The following is a 15,923-nucleotide window of genomic DNA, read 5'->3' on the forward strand; positions in this document are numbered from 1 at the left end:
ACCGCATCGGTGTGGGGCCCCAGCTCCAGGATGTTTTCGTCTGACAGATAGTAATGGTAGTTCAGCAACATGGGATGGCGGAGGTAGTGGATTGCCCGGGTTTGAAGGCCCGCCGGAGGAAGCTTCGAGAGGATCGATGGCTTCGGGCCCTCATCCTTGATACCGGAAGCGACGGCTGCGGCCAGCTCGAGCAGGGCCTTTTTCACGGCGGGAGTCTCCTCTTCCGCGTAGATGGATAGAAAGAACCTGCCCTTCCAGAAGCTCAGCCACCCCGGGCGGTAAAGTGCCCCCTGTCCCAGCTCAAGGGGATCTCCATCTTGGTCATGGGTGAACACGCCGAAGGCATTTTCGGAAGATCCCATGTCGAAGATGTCCAGCACGATGGCGGGCCCTTCCTCGGCGGCGAAGCGGCGGGAGAGGCAGCTTCGCATATCATATGCTATGTAGACTTCACCGGCGCCGTCGATATAGTCGAAGATGGTTTCCGGGTCAAAGATCCTGTCTCCCGGCTCGGCGGTCCACTGTCCCACCCGGTCGGGCAGGATGCCGGTCAACACCTTGGCAGGGTTTGCGAGACTTTTCCGTGTCATCAGGAGCGCCAGACTTCCCGCGGTAAAGAGCAGGAGGAAGATGATCAGTTTTTCTTTCATAGGGTCGTTCGGGATCATGGAGCGTTTATCCCCGATACAGGTATTATCGACCAACCGGCGGTTTTGATCAAGAAAACAGAGGTCAGCCGGATAACGGGGGTACAAGATTTCAAGGGATAGAGGAAACAAGAGGTGGCTAATGGTAATGCGGAATTCGGAATGCGGAATGAAAACAGTTTGCCGTTTCCAGTTTACGGTTTCCGGTTGAACGAGAAACCAGAAACGAGAAACTGAATTGAGGTTCGAGGACAGGGTTCGAGGGGAATAACGGTAATGCGGAATTCGGAATACGGAATGAAAACCCGGAACACCAGAAGGTCACGACAACAGAGAGGAGAAAGGAGAGAGTAGATAGGGGAGAGTGGTTGTTATACGACTTTCTCCTCCCAACCCTCGACTGGCGACTCTCGGTCTTTCTGCCTGACGGTAATGTAGATTGCAGAGTGAAGAGTGCAGAATTAAAACCGTTTGAGGGCAGGGTCCGAGGGGTCAAGTGATAATAACGGTAATGCGGAATGCGGAGTAAAAACAGTTCAGCGTTTGGAGTTTCGAGTTCAGAGTTAAAAATCTGGGAAGGGACGGGCACCGTATGGTCAGAAGTCGGGGGCCCCGGTGGCCGGAAGCTCGTGTAGCGCAGCTTGAAACGGCTAAAGGTTTGACTAATCAATCTCCATTCAGCAGAATTGTAGTATGGCATTCATGCAAACCCCGTGATGGAGGGAAGGTGATGGGTGTCATCACAGTTTCACGGCAATACGGGACCGGTGGGGAAGAGGTAGCGCAGAGGGTCGCGGATAAAATCGGGTACAGCATGGTAGGCCAGGAAAAGATAGAGAGCAAACTCGTTCAAATTGCCGATGAGGGAACGGCAGAAAGGGTAGTCGCAGAGAAATCTCCCCGTATCATTGATAGGCTGACCGGGGATGTAAGGGTTACCCGGAGCCTGCTCATGGAGTCGATCCTCTCCTTTGCTATGGGAGGATCGGTAATGCTGCTTGGCCGGGGTTCCTTCGACATCCTCAGAGACGTCAGCGGCGTTCTCCACGTGCTCTTCACCGATTCCCCGGAAAAACGGGAGTCTCACACAGTTCGAGCGGAGGGCCTGACGCTGACCGATGCCCGGGAGAAGATCAGGAAGATCGACAGGGAGAGGGCGGGATTTTTAAAGTACTATTTCGACAGGGAGTGGCCCGACCCCGCGTTTTTCCACCTGTCGATAACCCCGCTCACCACGGGATTGGAAAGGAGCACGGAGCTTGTCTTGCGGCTGGCTGAAATGATGGACCTCGGGCCATCATTCGAGGGGGAGGGGAGAAATATCGTCGGGCAGAGACACCTTCTTGCCGCGATAAAGAACAGGGTCGTGCTGCACGCCGGCCTTGAGATTGACCTGTTTTCCCTCGAGTTGATGGAAGGCAACAGGATCGGCATGAAATTTTCCCGTGCCCTCGGCGTGAAGGTCTCCCCCGTACCCTCTGATTTGCGGGATAAAGCGATAAAAGTTGCGGGCGACTTCGCGGAAGGTTACACTGTAGTTCAGGCATAGCAGGGATCTCCCCGGATCCCTCCGTGTCGTGAAGGATGTCTGACCACGCACGACTTACCGCAAGCCAAAATAAGGTAGCGTAACGAATCGGGAGAAAGGATGACCCCGGGAAAGAGAGAAAGTAATTCTGCATGGATCCTCGATCGAAAAACCCCATAATCTTCCGTTCCCTTTGCCCGGATTCGCCCTTCTGGAACGTTTCTTTCTCGGGCGCCGTCGACGAGTTCGCGGGATACGAGCTCGATGAGGTGGGCGCCGTGATCGACAGGGTTCTCGGGGCTACCCGGGATGGGCTTTTTGCTGCGGGGTTCATCTCCTACGAAGCATCCCCCGCCTTCGACCCGGCCATGCCGGTAAAGGAATCGCACGGGTTTCCGAAGATCTGGTTCAGGACCTTCGAGACGATGGTCCCCGGGGCGGCGCCACACAACGGGGAGGGAAGCTTCTTCATTTCGAAGTTCCACCCCGAGGTGCCGGCCGGTCAGTACATGAAAAAGGTGAGTAGAATCAGGGAGTATCTCCGGCAGGGCGAGGCATACCAGGTCAATTTCACCTACCGGCTCCTTGCAAGGTTCGCCGGTTGCGAGATGTCTCTCTTCAACCGGCTCCTGTGCGCGGAGAGCCCCCCCTACGCGGCATACATCGACTGCGGAAGGTACCAGATCCTGTCTTTTTCCCCGGAGCTGTTCTTTCACCGCGTCGGCGCATCGATCAGGACGAGGCCGATGAAGGGGACCATGCCCCGGGACGAGGACGAGCAGAGGGACAGGAAAAACTTCGATGCGCTGAAAAACTCCCCCAAGGAGATCAGCGAGAACCTGATGATCGTCGATCTTTTGAGAAACGACCTGGGGAGGATATCCATGGCTGGAAGCGTGGCGGCCCCATCCCTTTTCACCGTTGAAAAGTACCGGACCGTCTACCAGATGACGTCGGAGATCAGGTCGACGCTGCGTGAAGATATCTGCCTGAATGGCGTGCTGGGTTCCCTCTTTCCCTGCGGCTCTGTCACCGGGGCCCCGAAGATCAGAAGCATGGAGATAATCAAAGAGCTGGAGACGTCCCCCCGCAATATCTATACGGGCTCCATCGGATATCTGACGCCCGGCGGGGAGGCGGCTTTCAACGTGGCGATCAGGACGGCCGTCATAGACAGGGAGAAAAAAACGCTGCGGTATGGGACCGGGGGGGGGATCGTCTACGACTCCACGCCGGAAGACGAGTACGAGGAGAGCAGGACGAAATCTATCTTCATCAGGAGCGTGGGTCCGGCGTTCAAGCTGATCGAGACCATCCTCTACGAGCGTAAGGGGGGCTTCTTCCTCCTTTCCGAGCACCTGGCCAGGCTCGAGAGGTCGGCAGAGTATTTCGGCTTTCCCTGCGACAGGTCAGAGATCCTCGAGAAGATGGACCGGGCGGTAAAACGTGAAGGATTGCCCCGGCTGAAGGTTCGGGTCCTGCTCGGCCCGGATGGAGAAACGGAGGTGAAGGGGACCGGACTGCCGCCCTCGGATCGCGTGACGACACGGAGGCTGAAGGTCTACCGGGAGCCCGTAGACAAGGATGATGAGTTCCGCTACCACAAGACGACGGTGAGGGGCCTGTTCGAAAGAGCCCTGAGGGACCACCCGGAGGTGGACGACCTGATCTTTCTCAACGGGGAGGGAGAGGTGACGGAGACCTCGATCGCCAACATCGTCGCCCTGAAGGATGGCAGGTACCTTACTCCCCCTGTCAGCTCGGGTCTTCTCCCCGGAACGTTCAGGGAGAAGCTCCTTCGAGAGGGCGTTATCGAGGAGAGGGTGCTCACGCCGGGAGACCTTGCGAGGGCCGACAGGATCTACCTGGTCAATTCGGTGAAAAAGTGGGAGTGCGCGGAAATCGTGGGCGAAACGGGGAATCACAATTTACCGTTGACGGGGATTTCTTTTCAAAATAACTTCATGGGTAAAATTCCGTCATCCACAGGAGAGGAGGGAAGCCGTGAAAGAGGAAAAGATACTCACGCAAAAGGTCGAGGCGATACGGGTCGAGTCATCCAAGCCCATAGCAAAGCTTCTTTCAGAGATGGCCGCCACCGGTTTCCAGGGAAGAAAACTGGCTGAGGTCTGTGAAGTATACGGCGACATGATCCTGGACAGGGACGTGACGATTTTGCTCGGCTACAGCGGCTCCCTCTCGGTGGCCGGGCAGTGGACGATCATCAACTGGCTCATGGAGAAAGGCTACGTCGATATCCTCGTCCCCACGGGGGCGAACATCTCCGAGGATATCGTCGAGGCCATGGGGTTCAGCTACTACAGGGGAGACCGGTCCGTTGACGATGAGACCCTCTTTGACCTGGGCCTCAACAGGTATTACGACGTGTACGGAAAGGAGAAAGACTACCTCGAGATGACCGAGATGATCGCCGACTTCTATATGGGCCTCGAGGAAAACTACCCCTACTCCTCGAGAGAACTGCTCTACCATTTCGGGAAGTGGCTGAAAAAAAAGCGGATAAAGAGCATCGTCACCGTTGCCGCCGACCATGGGGTCCCCATATTTTGCCCTGCCATAGTCGACAGCCCTTACGGTGATGGCGCCCTGATTGCGAAAAGCAAGGGATTTAACCTCGTAATCGACGCCGTGAAGGACTACACGGAGTTCATGAGCCTGGCAAAAAATGTCAAAGAGACGGGCGTGATCTATATCGGGGGAGGGGTTCCCAAGGATTTTATCCAGCTCTTTGCCGTTACCGCAGACCTGCTCTATCCCGACCGGAAAATACCGGGAAGGGAGCGGGCGGAGAGCAGGAAGGGGACGGACGAGACATATTATCCCCACAAGTACGCGATCCAGGTAACCACCGATTCCCCCCAGTGGGGGGGGCTTTCGGGATGCTCCTTCGAGGAGGCGATCTCGTGGGGCAAGGAGACCTCGAGGGGAAGGTTCGCGCAGTGCTTCTGCGATGCCACGATAGCCCTTCCGATCATAACCCACGCCCTGGCGGAAAGAATCGCGGGGCCGCGGAAGAGGAAAAACCTGATCTCGCTGCTCTGAATCACCCGGTCAGTTCCTTATCCATCGACAGGGTGGTCATGCTCTCCTCATCGTTCAGCGGGTAGATCATCTCCCTTGTCACGTGGTACCCGTGGGTTTCGTAAAACCTTCGCGAGTTCACGGATGCAAAGAGTGTGAGGTGGCGGATACCCTGTCTTGCAGCCTCGGTTTCAACCCGCGCAAGAAGCTTCGATCCGATCCCCCTGTTCTGATGATCCGGGTGAACGTACAGGGCGCTCACCTCGTTTTTTTCCGTGGAAGAGAAGCCGACAACCGTTCCTGCCACCTCGGCGACGAACCAGGTCATCGACGGGGTACCTATCTCTTGCCGGACAGTTTCCGGCGTCAGGGCTTTGGACCATGCATCGATGGTGTTTTGGGCATAGTGTTGGTCAGACAGGGCGAGAATTGCGGCACGGTGGACGCGGCAAATGTCTTCCCTGTCCTCCGGTATCGCAAGGCGAATGCGTATCTCCGTCATGGCCCCGGCCCCCGGCAGGCGAGTTCAGTCCGCATGTTTGCGGTGAAAGCCCCTGCGCATAGGCGCCTCTTCCTGCAAGGCCCAAAGCGTTTGGTTTATTTAATATAGTAGAAATAGTATATCAAATGAAAACATTTGTGGGCCCCGGTATATTTTCCCCGACATGTGCCGTCCTGGGCGGGTGAATTTTCTTATCCCTTACCTGTAGGAAGGGTGAAGGTGAAGGTCGTTCCCGAGCCTTCCGGGCTCGAGACGGCGATGGTGCTTCCGTGGAGCTCGACGATCCGCTTCGTGATGGCAAGACCGAGGCCTGCACGGTCCGGGTCCTTTCCCTCGTCCCGTTTTGGGCGGTAAAACCGGTCGAAGATGAAGGGCAGGTCTTCCGGGGCTATCCCCGGCCCCTCGTCTTTCACGGCCACGCTGACCGTCGAACCGGCTGGTGAGAGGGTCAGCGTCACGGTACCGTTTTCGCCCGTGTAGCGAATTGCGTTCTCAACCAGGTTCTGGATTGCCCGCTCCACCAGTCCCACGTCGGCGTGGACGGGGGGAAGGTCTTCCGGAAAGCCCGCTTCAAGCGCTACCCCCCTTCGTTCGGCGATGATCCTTAATTTCAGCACCATGTCCTGCACCAGTTCGCCCAGGTGGAAGGGCTCGAAGGAGACCGCAGCATCCCCCGCCTCCAGCTTGGCCAGCTCGAAGAGCTCGGAAACCAGGTTGCCCAGCCTGTCGGTTTGTTTCAGGGCCGTCTCCAGGTAGTTTTTTCGCTCCCTGTCCGTTATCTCCCCCTCTTTCATGAGCACCGTCTCGATGTACCCCCGAAGAGAGGAGAGGGGGGTCCTCAAGTCGTGAGAGATGCCGCCGAGCATCTCCCGCCGCAGGGAGTCGACCCTGCGGATCTCGCTCACCTGGGAGATGATGCGGGCAGACATCTCCCGGAACACGTTCCGAACGCGGTCGATCTCGTCTTCAGGTCCGGGAAGGGGCAATTGCTGCGCTTGGGCGGGTTCGCTGAAGTCGCTATCCCTGAATCCCTCAATCTCCCGGGTGAGGTGCCGGAGCCTGCGGGTGAAAAGGTGAAAGAGGAACAGGCCCGCCGCGAGGGCGAAAAGGAGCCCGGCGACGAGGATTCCGCTGCTCAGGCGGAGTATGTAGCTTTTCTTGAGCATGTCCATCACGGTGTCCTGCTCCTCCCCCCCGAGGATAACGTAGAGGTACCCCTCGGTGGCGCCGCTTGCCGGAACGGTCGCCGCAGAGAAGACCTTTTTGCCGCCCGGGTCCCGGGGATCGTCCCCCATGATCGGGAGCGTTCCCGACCCTTGCAGGAATCGCTCGATGGGGGCGAGGGAAATGGCCTTTCTCTTCACCTTGCCCGGAGGAGCGGCGTAAGAGAGGATGTTCCCTTCCCTGTCGAGGAGGTAGAGCTCGATGGCGGGATTTATCTCCATGAACGCCTGGAAGCTTTCCTTGAGCGCTTCCTCGTTTGCCTTTCCGTCCTTTAAGAACAAGGCCCGGGAAACCAGGTAGCGTGCAAGGGGGGCGTTCAGGCGCTGGTCGGCCTCCCTGATGAACGCACGGGTCGTTGCGATGGTCAAAAAAAGGTGGAACAGGCCGGTGAAGAGAAAGAGGCCGAGCAGGAGCAGGGCCAATTTGCCATAGAGCGTCCTGACCATCTCCCTACCCATTTTCGTCGCGGAACTTGTACCCCACGCCCCATACGGTGAGGATGTATTCCGGCCGGGAGGGGTCTGCTTCGACCTTTCCCCTGAGCCGGTTTATGTGGGAGTTCACCGTGTGCTCGTACCCCTCGTGGCCGTACCCCCAGACCGTGTCGAGCAGTTGAGAGCGGGTGTAGACACGCCCGGGGGTGCGGGCGAAGTAAAGGAGAAGGTCGAACTCCTTGGCCGTGAGGGTGAGCTTCTCTTTGTTCCGAGTTACCTCCCGCTTTCCCGTATCTATCACCAGCCCGCCCCGGGTTATGACATCTTCCGCCGGCACCGGCTCCCTCGATTTCATGGCCTCCATGCGCCGGAAAAGGGCTTTCACGCGGGCCTGGAGCTCCCGGATGCTGAAGGGCTTGGTCAGGTAGTCGTCGGCCCCCAGCTCCAGTCCCAGGACCCGGTCGAGCTCGGACGACTTCGCGGTGAGCATCAGGATGGGGGTGTAGTCCCTCTTCTCCCGGAGATTTCTGCACAGCTCGATACCGTCTATGCCGGGGAGCATGATATCGAGGACGATCAGGTCGTAGGCGCCCGTTGCCGCCTTTTCGAGTCCCTCCCGGCCGTCGTGCGCCACCGACACGTCACACCCGATGTCTTCCAGGTGGACCGTGAGGAGCCTGGCAATGTCCCGGTCGTCTTCTATGACCAGAACCCTTCGACCCATCTCTGTTTGCCCCCCCCTTTTCGCGATCCCTTTCGAGTATAGGTATATCAGATTTGCACGGGAATCATTACCGAATTCTCCCGCTCCCGGGAGCTTGAACGGTGCGCCGGAACCTGCGTTGCAGGATCAAACGGGCGGGGTCGAGCCCCTTTCCGATGAATCTTTTTGCCCTGAAGGCCATTCAAATATTTAACGTTGAGATCCCGCCCGTGCTACAAAAGGTCGGGGGCTATGAAGGTTTTGCACATGCGCCCGGGGGCACACCGGGATTCGGCTTTGGCCGGAAAGGAGGTTTCAGTATGAAACGAAGCGTTATCACCGGCGAAATGAAAGTGTGGGATGTGATACAGAACTACCCGCAGACCTATGCGGTGTTCCGTAAACATGGGTGCCCGGACATGAGAAGGGGGATCTTCTCGATCTCGGCACGCTTCATGAAGGTCCGGTGGGCTGCACAAATGCACAAAATCAGCTTGGAGGAACTCCTTCGCGATCTAAACGCGGTTGCAACCCCGGATCCGGAAAGAACCGGCGATAATGAAGCGGCGTAAGCCTGCCGGCTAAAAGAGAGGTGAACACCCGAATTGGAGAGGAAGGGACTGAGGGGCAGGAGAAAAAAATGCCGTTGACGCTCAATCCTCGGGTATGACGATGACAGCCTTGGTGGACGTGAGTATCCCGAGAAACTTCATGATTTTCATCTTCGTTATGTCCCACCGGTTGCAGAGTGTTATGTCGATTACCCCATTTTCCAAAAATTGCCGGTACTTATCGGGGTACAGGTGCATGACCTCGCGTTTCTCCAGGGGGATCCGTGAACGGAACCGGAACGCCCGTATCACACCGAGAAGGGGAAGCTTCAAACCCCAGTAGTATATTTTCTCTTCCACGGTTTTTGCCGCTCCCGTTTTTTGTGCGTGAATTAAAAATTGTTACTGTTATTTGATGAGGGCTACCGGGGTTCGGTTCAGCATTTTTCCTTTCCCGTTTTCGGCCTTGGACCGGGGCAGCCGTGAAAGGGACGGTCAGGTACGATAATTTGATTTGCCCGGGGAATGCGCACGGGGTATGTTGAATGGATAGGTATCACGCCGTCAAGGAGGGGGCATGGAGAAGGTCAGGGAGAAAATAAGGAATTATCTTGGATCCCATCCCTACCTGAACCTCGGTACCGTAACCCAGGAGGGAACGCCGGTCGTTCACACGCTTGGTTTCGTGTCAGAGGGGGCGACGGTCTATTTCATGACCGACAGAACGAGCCGAAAAGCTAAGAACATGATGACCAATCCGGCAGTGGCCTACACCGTCGACGAGGATGAGATGAGGCTGGGTGTGATCCAGGGCGTGCAGATGGAGGGAAACGCGAGCCTGGTCGACGACGAGGGGGAGATACAGAGGGTCTTCGGCCTCATGAGGGAGAAGTTCCCCCAGGTCGGTGAGATTCCGGAGAGCCCGAACTACGTGATCTTCAAGATCACGCCCCGGGTCGGATACTTTCTCGACAACACGGTATCCTTCGGTCACCGGGAAAGGGTCGAGTATTAGGGGGTCGAAAAAGATCGCGCGTGCCGGAATATCGTGACAGCGGGGAAAAGTGACCTCAACTATCAACACAGCGGTATGTATCGGCGGGGAGAAGAGAAATGGAAAACCTGTCTGAGAAAATCAAGCTCTGGTTCAAGAAAGATTTGCCCATCTTTCGGTATTTGACCGGGAAAGATGTGAAAACGTTTCCGCCATCGTTGTTTGAACAGGTAAATGTCTACAAGGGAGAGACGGTCTGCGTGGAGGGGAAAATCTGCGATTACGTGGCTCTGATCTTATCAGGAAAGATAGAGATTAAAAAAGATACCGATTTCGCAGGGAAACAGGTTGTGATCGGCATTTTGAGCGAAGGGTCCGTTGTGGGAGAGATGTGGCTTCTCGAGGACCATCCCGGTCCTGTGACCGCAGTTGCGGTGGAGGACTCGATCCTTTTGATGATGAGCAGGCAGAATTTCAACACGTTGATAGAGAATGATCCTGTCATGGGCGTGAAACTGCTCAAAGGGGTCCTCCTCAGCACGTCCATCCGGCTCAGGAAGGCATACGACCGGATGGCGGCCATATTCTGACCCACCGGAGCTTTTGTGCTCCTCGCTGCGTTCTCCTCAGGAGGACAGGCGGACCTCCCACACGTCACTCTCAATGGAAACGACCCTGATATCAACGTCGAGGAACTTTTTGATCACCTCGATGTTCGTCCGTGTGTGCAGGGTCGGTGCCAGGGTGAAAAACGACCCGCCTCCTGCCAGAGCCATCGGGACCAGCAGCTGGTCTGCCAGATAGGGGCCCACGGGAACGCCGGCTTCCAGGTAGCGTTGCATGGCCGCTACGGCATCTTTCGCGATCTTTTCGGCGGGGACTCCCTTCTCTCCGAAACCGGTGAACACTTCCGTTATTCCCTCTGAAGAGACCTCGAGGTTGAGGGTATTTCCCGGGCCGGGCGAGTTTTTGACGTTTACCACCTCCAGGCACTCTCTCCCCCAGCCGGCCATTTCTGCTACCACCTTTACCTCACGATGCCCGACGTGCTGGGGGATTTTCGATACGTAGGCCCTCGCTTTCCGCTTCAGGACCTTTCCCCTCTCGGTCAATTCGAGGGGAGAGAGCCTCCCGGAAGGCTCTATCGACGCGGTGAACTTCCCTCCCCCCGAGGGGAAGAAACCCGGACGGAAGAGGCGACAGGTCACCTTGGGCCCCATGCGCGCAAGGCAGGGAAGAAAAGCCTTGTCGAAAAAATCGAAGGTGGGTGCGAAGGGGTTGTGTGTTCCCCCCTCGAGGGTGAGCGTCGATGGTCCCCGTGCCGTCGCGAGGGCCACGAGAACGGTCTGAAGCACGAGGATGCTGCTGCCGGCCGATCCGACGGAAAACCGGTAGCTGCCGGGTGTGATCTCTCGGGGTTCGAAGGTAAGTTCGGAGCTTCCAAGCTTTGCGCCGGTCGTTTCCGATCGGCCGATTGCCGAGGCGGCCATGACGGCGCGCAGATGCTGGGTGAGCAGGCCGCTTTTCTTTCGGTTTGCCCGGATGTTGAAGATCCTGAAGGGACGGCCCGTTGAAAGCGAGAGCGCCAGGGAGGAGCGAAGCACCTGACCGCCTCCCTCGCCCATCGATCCGTCTATGGTGACCTCTGCTGTCATCGTGTCCTTTTGCAGCGGCCGAGGGCCAGGTGCGAGGGCAATGCAGCTCTTTCATGGCTTTGACGCTGTCCTTCGCCGCCAGGTTCAGGAACCGGGGACTCGTTGGCGTCGGTGCCTGCACTCACTTCATCCGGTCCTTTATGGGAGGGCCGAAGATCAGCCAGAGGTAATCCTCGCTCCTCCTCATGTAGAGCGTGTCCCTGCCGGCCATGTTCTCTCCGGCGAGCTGTCCCTGCTTGATGGCGCTGCGCCAGCCGAAGTTGATGCGTCTCTTTTTGGAGATCTTGTCGAATATCTCCGCGCAGTCCCCTGCCGCGTAAACGTCGGGGGCGCTTGTCCGCAGGTAGTCGTCCACGAGGACCCCCGTGTTGCAGTCAACGCCGCTTCCCTTGAGGAAGTCGACTGAGGGGAGCCGTTCCGTCGCCGCCACGATCATGGCGCACTGAACCGTCTCGCCGTCCGTCCCGCGCACCCCCACCCTGTTTTTTTCGAGCGCCTCGAGTTTGGTGATGTCCACGCCCTCCCTGATGGTGACGCCCCTGTTCCGCAGGTCGTCCATGAACCTTGATTCGAACTCCCCCGAGGTAATGGGGTAGCCGTGCCGGGGCAGGTCCGGTTTGAACCAGACCACCTCATGTCCCGCTGTCCGCATCGCCCTGCACGCCTCGATGGCCAGAAAGCCCGGGCCATACACAACGGCTCTGTCCGATTTTCTCGAGCGCTCCCTGATTCTCAGTGCATCGCGAAGGGTGTTGAGAGGAATTACCTGGCCGGGATGCCTCAAGAGGGGGGGTGGCAGGATCGGCATGCCTCCGGTGGCGATAAGGAGCCTGTCGTAGGGCTCATGGGAGCCGTCAGAGAAGGTGACGGACCGTTTCGCCGCATCGATACCTTTCGCCTCTTTCCCGAAACGAATCTCGATCTTTTCGCCGGCGAGGCCTTCACCGTGGGGGTCCGAGATGGAGGCGATATCGACCTCGCCTGATATGAGGCCCGGCAGGAGGGGCCTCATGTAGGGTGCGTCCGTCTCCCCCGTGGTGATGATGACCTCGGCATTTTTGTCCCTTTTCCGTATGGCCTTCGCGCCGGCGATCCCCGCCGGGCCGCTTCCGATAATCAAGTGCCGCATGACACCTCCCTTTCACCCGCACTGGTTAGTGGAGCTTTTCAAGCTGCATTGACGCGATACCGCAGGTGCCTCATTCCCCCCGGGGGCCTGTTTTACCTGCAGGCACCTGCCCATTTCGGCGGCCCCCCGATTTTTAGAAGCCCCAAGCCCATTCTCGGATTCCCCAATCTGATTGTATGGCCATTGCCGTCGCCGATCAACAGGTGGGGTGTTTTTTCTGTTAAGATCCTGCCGGGGAAAGATCGGGGGAGCATCTGAGAAGAGACAACCGGCACGGGGGAGGGAATCGGGGGAAAAGTGTGGTGCCGTTTCATTTTACAGGCGGTAATAAATATCTTGACAGGGCCTTTCGATTCCTGTATTTCGCACTGATCGGTCCGGCAGGATCCGGCAAGCCCCATGGTTTAGGGGGAATGGTTCGTGCGGTGTTCAAAGTGCAATGGTCTCATGATTTTCGATAAATTTCAAGAGCTTAGCGAGGTGTTCGGCGGGTGGAGGTGCATCCTCTGCGGGAGGATCGTCGACTCCGACCTCCTTCTGCAGGAGGAGCGTGCCAAGGACAGTGCCGTTGAAAGAGAGGTTTCCTGATCGGGCAGATCCGGTTGTTTCGGCACCCGTGTCCGCCACCCCCCGTTTACCTACCGCCCCCGTTGAAATTGCCGTATAATAAGAATGGTAGAAACCTTTACAGTCCATGCATTTACCCGGAACGGATTACCGCTTCTTTACCGGGCTGTTATCCCCATTTGCAGTACGCACCACGCACCTGTCCGATGCATTGAACGGCTCTTCCCTTTTTTTTAAAAAAATGCTCATTTATCGACGCAAGAAAGGGGGTAAGGCTATGGAAAAAGTCGATGAAAAAGCCTGGAGTCCCTACCTGGCGGGAGCTCTTTCCGGGCTCGTCGTCGTTCTCTCCGTTCTGGTGGCGGGGAAGTATTTCGGTGCTTCCACATCGTTCGTCCGCACCGCCGGGATGATCGAGAAGATCCTCGCCCCGGGCAGGGTGGAAAAGCTCGAGTATTTCGTGAAAAAGGCCCCCGTGGTGGACTGGCAGTGGATGTTCGTCTTCGGTATCTTCCTGGGCGCGCTGGCTGCTTCCATAACTTCGGGGACCTTCAAGTCCCAGGCGGTGCCGGACCTCTGGGAGCTACGCTTCGGAAGCGGACCCGCAAAGAGAGGTGCAGTGGCCCTCGCAGGCGGCGTGATAGCAATGTTCGGAGCCAGACTGGCCGGCGGGTGACCGAGCGGACACGGGCTGAGCGGTTCGCTCCAGCTGGCCGTAAGCGGTTTCATAGCACTTGTCTGTTTCTTCCTGGGCGGTGCCATCGTGGCCCGGCTCATGTACGGGGGAGGTAAGGGACAATGAAGATGCTCATGTATGGTCTCGTAACGGGCATGCTTTTCGGGTTTCTCCTCCAAAAGGCACGGGTTCTTCGCTACGACAGGCAGCTTGGCGCGCTTCTTTTCAGGGACATGACGATCGTGAAGTTCATGCTTTCCGCGGTTCTGGTGGGAATGGCAGGCGTATATCTGCTCCACGACATGGCCGTGGTGAAGTTGTCGGTCAAGCCGACTGACCTGGGGGCGAACATCCTGGGCGGCCTCACCTTCGGTGCTGGGTGGGGGCTTCTCGGGTACTGCCCGGGAACCTCGGCGGGCGCGATCGGTGAAGGCAGGTGGGATGCCCTCTTTGGAATCATCGGGATGATCGGAGGCGCGGCGCTCTACGCGGAGGTATATCCGCTGATGAAGGCAACGGTGCTTTCCTGGGGAAACCTCGGCAAGATAACCTTTTCCCAGGCGATAGGGGTTAACCACTGGTTCATCGTCTTCCTCCTGGTCATGGGTGGACTGCTTCTCTTTTTCTGGTTCGAGAGCAGGGGGCTGTAAAGAGCGCCGTGTGCCTGCATCACCGTTCCCTGAAAACCCGAAGAGGTAGTGGAGGATTGTGAAAAAAATTGGTATGGTTGTTGTAACCTGTAAGGACAGAACAAGGAGTGGTTTCGAAAATAGAGGCATGCGGCAGATCTTTTTGATCATAGCGTTACTTTCTTGTGTGTTCCATATCCATCCCCATCTCCTCCGGGCGAGTGAGTACAGCCCACCCGGGCTCTACGACACCGAATACGCGGTCCTCGAGAACGGGCTGCAGGTGGTCCAAAACGTACAGGAGGGCGCCCATAATGTCTCCTTCCGCCTCGTCGTCAAGGTGGGAACCCTCGATTTCCCTCACGGGAAGAGGGAGATTCCCCATTTCCTGGAACATCTCCTGTTTACCGGGACCTCGCAGCACACCGAGGAGGAGCTCGAAAAGATCGTGAAATCCTACGGCGGGAACTGGAACGCCTCGACGAACGACCGGACAACCGTCTTCGAGATGGACCTCTACAGCGGGTATGTGAGCCGGGGGCTGAACCTTTTCCACGAGATCGTCACCGACTCGCAGATGGAGCCGGAGAAGGTGGAGGTGACGAGGGTGGTTCTGCTCAGGGAGATGGGAGGCCGGCCGTCGAAGCTGAGAAAGTGGCTCTACCGGCGCGGCATAGGGAAATCGGCATTTTCGAAGGCGTACGAAGCGCTATTGCCCGGCGAGAGGTACCGGCGTGACCGGCTCGAGACGGCGGAGGGAATATCCAGGGAGGAGATACGTGCGGCCTACACCCGTTACTACGTCCCCCGCAACATGATCCTCATTGCCGTTGGGGAGTTCGACAGCGGAACGCTGATGAAGAGGATAGAGAGAACCTTCGGGAAGATGGAGCCGGGGAACGCGTATCGGGGAGGCGAGGAGATTCCCCCCTACCCCGCGGAACCCGGCGAGGTGACCGGGACCTTCTCCCCCATTGTCGATACGGACGCCACGGTCGGGCTCCTGTTCAGGACGGAGGGGAAGGGTTCGCCCGATTACCCGGCGCTCTGGGTTCTCGGGGAATACCTCGACAGGAGGATGTACGAATTTCTGAGGATCCAGAAGGGGCTCGCCTATTCACCGGGTGCCTGGTTTTCGGCGAAGAAGAATTACGGCATATTCCACGTGCTTGCCGACGTCGATATCGGCAAGATGGACGAAGCGCTCTCCGCCACCTGGAAGGTGATCGACGAGGTATCCGATGGAAAGGTGAAGCCTGAGGAGTTCAAGAAGGTAAAAAGTGGTCTCCTCCTGGGAATGACCCGGGCATACCAGACCAATGCCGAAAAGGCGGATTATTACGCCAAGGTGTATTACGAGGCGGAGAGGAACGAGCGGTTCGTAAACGACGAAGATCTCCTCGAGAGGGTCTCCCCGGAGGAGGTGGTATCTGCGGCGAAGAAATATTTCAAAAGGGGCCGTGCCATCTCTTTCAGGGAAAAGCCCACCGTTACCTACACGCAGCTCATCTCCCTCATCATGTTTTTCATCGTCTTTGTCGTTGCGTTCATCCTCTTCATCTTCCGCCGCCGCCGCAGGAAAAAGAGACGCAGGAAGGGGTTGGAGGTCGATGGGCTGTTCAAAAGATAGGGGCGGGCTGAA

At 57.5% G+C, this 15,923-nt stretch carries 17 protein-coding genes; 10 read left to right on the forward strand and 7 right to left on the reverse strand.

The genetic code is table 11. The features are described from left to right. Positions 1 to 650: hypothetical protein (locus GTN70_07935; protein ID NIO16914.1), on the reverse strand; the 650-nt coding region annotated here is incomplete at its 3' end. A 727-nt stretch (positions 651 to 1,377) separates the two neighbouring features. Between GTN70_07935 and GTN70_07940 the strand changes: the two genes are divergently transcribed. The 3 genes from GTN70_07940 (at position 1,378) to GTN70_07950 (ending at position 5,238) form a co-directional block, all read left to right on the forward strand. Beyond that, positions 1,378 to 2,196: a hypothetical protein gene (locus tag GTN70_07940; GenBank protein ID NIO16915.1), complete on the forward strand. Its 819-nt coding sequence runs from the start codon at positions 1,378 to 1,380 to the stop codon at positions 2,194 to 2,196. Between the two features lie 131 nt (positions 2,197 to 2,327). Further along, a complete protein-coding gene (pabB, locus tag GTN70_07945; protein ID NIO16916.1) occupies positions 2,328 to 4,301 on the forward strand; it encodes an aminodeoxychorismate synthase component I in 1,974 nt (657 codons plus the stop codon). Beyond that, positions 4,180 to 5,238 (forward strand): deoxyhypusine synthase, encoded by a 1,059-nt coding sequence (locus GTN70_07950; GenBank protein NIO16917.1) that lies wholly within the window; start codon positions 4,180 to 4,182, stop codon positions 5,236 to 5,238. Before pabB ends, GTN70_07950 begins: the two co-directional genes overlap by 122 nt. A 1-nt stretch (position 5,239) precedes the next feature. On the opposite strand, the gene GTN70_07955 is transcribed toward GTN70_07950, so the two are convergent. From GTN70_07955 to GTN70_07965, 3 genes are all read right to left on the reverse strand, one after another. Next, the gene (locus tag GTN70_07955; protein NIO16918.1) at positions 5,240 to 5,719 is read right to left on the reverse strand and encodes a GNAT family N-acetyltransferase; all 480 of its coding nucleotides are present in this window, start codon (positions 5,717 to 5,719) and stop codon (positions 5,240 to 5,242) included. A 191-nt stretch (positions 5,720 to 5,910) separates the two neighbouring features. After that, positions 5,911 to 7,389, reverse strand: a complete 1,479-nt coding sequence (locus GTN70_07960) for a sensor histidine kinase (protein ID NIO16919.1) — start codon at positions 7,387 to 7,389, stop codon at positions 5,911 to 5,913. Positions 7,390 to 7,393: 4 nt separating this feature from the next. After that, entirely contained in the window at positions 7,394 to 8,101 is a 708-nt protein-coding gene (locus tag GTN70_07965; GenBank protein ID NIO16920.1) for a response regulator, read from the reverse strand. 299 nt (positions 8,102 to 8,400) lie between these two features. Here GTN70_07965 and GTN70_07970 point away from each other — a divergent pair, with 299 nt between their 5' ends. Then, entirely contained in the window at positions 8,401 to 8,652 is a 252-nt protein-coding gene (locus tag GTN70_07970) for a DUF1858 domain-containing protein (protein NIO16921.1), read from the forward strand. A gap of 81 nt (positions 8,653 to 8,733) precedes the next feature. Here the strand turns inward: GTN70_07970 and GTN70_07975 are convergent, their stop codons facing one another. Continuing rightward, positions 8,734 to 8,991, reverse strand: coding sequence for a hypothetical protein (locus tag GTN70_07975; protein ID NIO16922.1), 258 nt, complete (start codon positions 8,989 to 8,991; stop codon positions 8,734 to 8,736). 217 nt (positions 8,992 to 9,208) lie between these two features. Between GTN70_07975 and GTN70_07980 the strand changes: the two genes are divergently transcribed. Together GTN70_07980 and GTN70_07985 are read left to right on the forward strand one after the other, a co-directional pair. Then, positions 9,209 to 9,646 (forward strand): pyridoxamine 5'-phosphate oxidase family protein, encoded by a 438-nt coding sequence (locus GTN70_07980; GenBank protein ID NIO16923.1) that lies wholly within the window; start codon positions 9,209 to 9,211, stop codon positions 9,644 to 9,646. Between the two features lie 98 nt (positions 9,647 to 9,744). Next, the gene (locus GTN70_07985; GenBank protein ID NIO16924.1) at positions 9,745 to 10,215 is read left to right on the forward strand and encodes a cyclic nucleotide-binding domain-containing protein; all 471 of its coding nucleotides are present in this window, start codon (positions 9,745 to 9,747) and stop codon (positions 10,213 to 10,215) included. 36 nt (positions 10,216 to 10,251) lie between these two features. Here GTN70_07985 and GTN70_07990 read toward each other — a convergent pair whose 3' ends face one another. Both GTN70_07990 and GTN70_07995 read right to left on the reverse strand, forming a co-directional pair. Continuing rightward, entirely contained in the window at positions 10,252 to 11,280 is a 1,029-nt protein-coding gene (locus tag GTN70_07990; protein ID NIO16925.1) for an RNA 3'-terminal phosphate cyclase, read from the reverse strand. A gap of 121 nt (positions 11,281 to 11,401) precedes the next feature. Next, entirely contained in the window at positions 11,402 to 12,409 is a 1,008-nt protein-coding gene (locus tag GTN70_07995; protein ID NIO16926.1) for an FAD-dependent oxidoreductase, read from the reverse strand. 420 nt (positions 12,410 to 12,829) lie between these two features. Here GTN70_07995 and GTN70_08000 point away from each other — a divergent pair, with 420 nt between their 5' ends. The 4 genes from GTN70_08000 (at position 12,830) to GTN70_08015 (ending at position 15,911) form a co-directional block, all read left to right on the forward strand. Further along, entirely contained in the window at positions 12,830 to 12,997 is a 168-nt protein-coding gene (locus GTN70_08000; GenBank protein NIO16927.1) for a hypothetical protein, read from the forward strand. A gap of 256 nt (positions 12,998 to 13,253) precedes the next feature. After that, entirely contained in the window at positions 13,254 to 13,778 is a 525-nt protein-coding gene (locus GTN70_08005) for a YeeE/YedE family protein (GenBank protein ID NIO16928.1), read from the forward strand. Further along, positions 13,775 to 14,302, forward strand: a complete 528-nt coding sequence (locus GTN70_08010) for a YeeE/YedE family protein (protein ID NIO16929.1) — start codon at positions 13,775 to 13,777, stop codon at positions 14,300 to 14,302. The genes GTN70_08005 and GTN70_08010 overlap by 4 nt, the downstream gene beginning before the upstream one ends. Before the next feature lie 142 nt (positions 14,303 to 14,444). Next, complete coding sequence (locus GTN70_08015) at positions 14,445 to 15,911, forward strand: hypothetical protein (GenBank protein NIO16930.1); 1,467 nt, start codon at positions 14,445 to 14,447, stop codon at positions 15,909 to 15,911. The last annotated feature ends 12 nt before the right edge of the window (positions 15,912 to 15,923 follow it).

This window comes from Deltaproteobacteria bacterium (genome assembly GCA_011773515.1).
Classification (GTDB): Bacteria; Desulfobacterota; Deferrimicrobia; order J040; family J040; genus WVXK01.

Bases quoted from the DNA above. Each gene is read 5' to 3' on its own strand.
- GTN70_07940 (NIO16915.1), top strand. From the start codon at position 1,378: ATGGGTGTCATCACAGTTTCACGGCAATACGGGACCGGTGGGGAAGAG.
- pabB (NIO16916.1), top strand. From the start codon at position 2,328: ATGGATCCTCGATCGAAAAACCCCATAATCTTCCGTTCCCTTTGCCCG.
- GTN70_07955 (NIO16918.1), bottom strand. From the start codon at position 5,719: ATGACGGAGATACGCATTCGCCTTGCGATACCGGAGGACAGGGAAGAC.
- GTN70_07960 (NIO16919.1), bottom strand. From the start codon at position 7,389: ATGGTCAGGACGCTCTATGGCAAATTGGCCCTGCTCCTGCTCGGCCTC.
- GTN70_07965 (NIO16920.1), bottom strand. From the start codon at position 8,101: ATGGGTCGAAGGGTTCTGGTCATAGAAGACGACCGGGACATTGCCAGG.
- GTN70_07970 (NIO16921.1), top strand. From the start codon at position 8,401: ATGAAACGAAGCGTTATCACCGGCGAAATGAAAGTGTGGGATGTGATA.
- GTN70_07980 (NIO16923.1), top strand. From the start codon at position 9,209: ATGGAGAAGGTCAGGGAGAAAATAAGGAATTATCTTGGATCCCATCCC.
- GTN70_07985 (NIO16924.1), top strand. From the start codon at position 9,745: ATGGAAAACCTGTCTGAGAAAATCAAGCTCTGGTTCAAGAAAGATTTG.
- GTN70_07990 (NIO16925.1), bottom strand. From the start codon at position 11,280: ATGACAGCAGAGGTCACCATAGACGGATCGATGGGCGAGGGAGGCGGT.
- GTN70_07995 (NIO16926.1), bottom strand. From the start codon at position 12,409: ATGCGGCACTTGATTATCGGAAGCGGCCCGGCGGGGATCGCCGGCGCG.
- GTN70_08010 (NIO16929.1), top strand. From the start codon at position 13,775: ATGAAGATGCTCATGTATGGTCTCGTAACGGGCATGCTTTTCGGGTTT.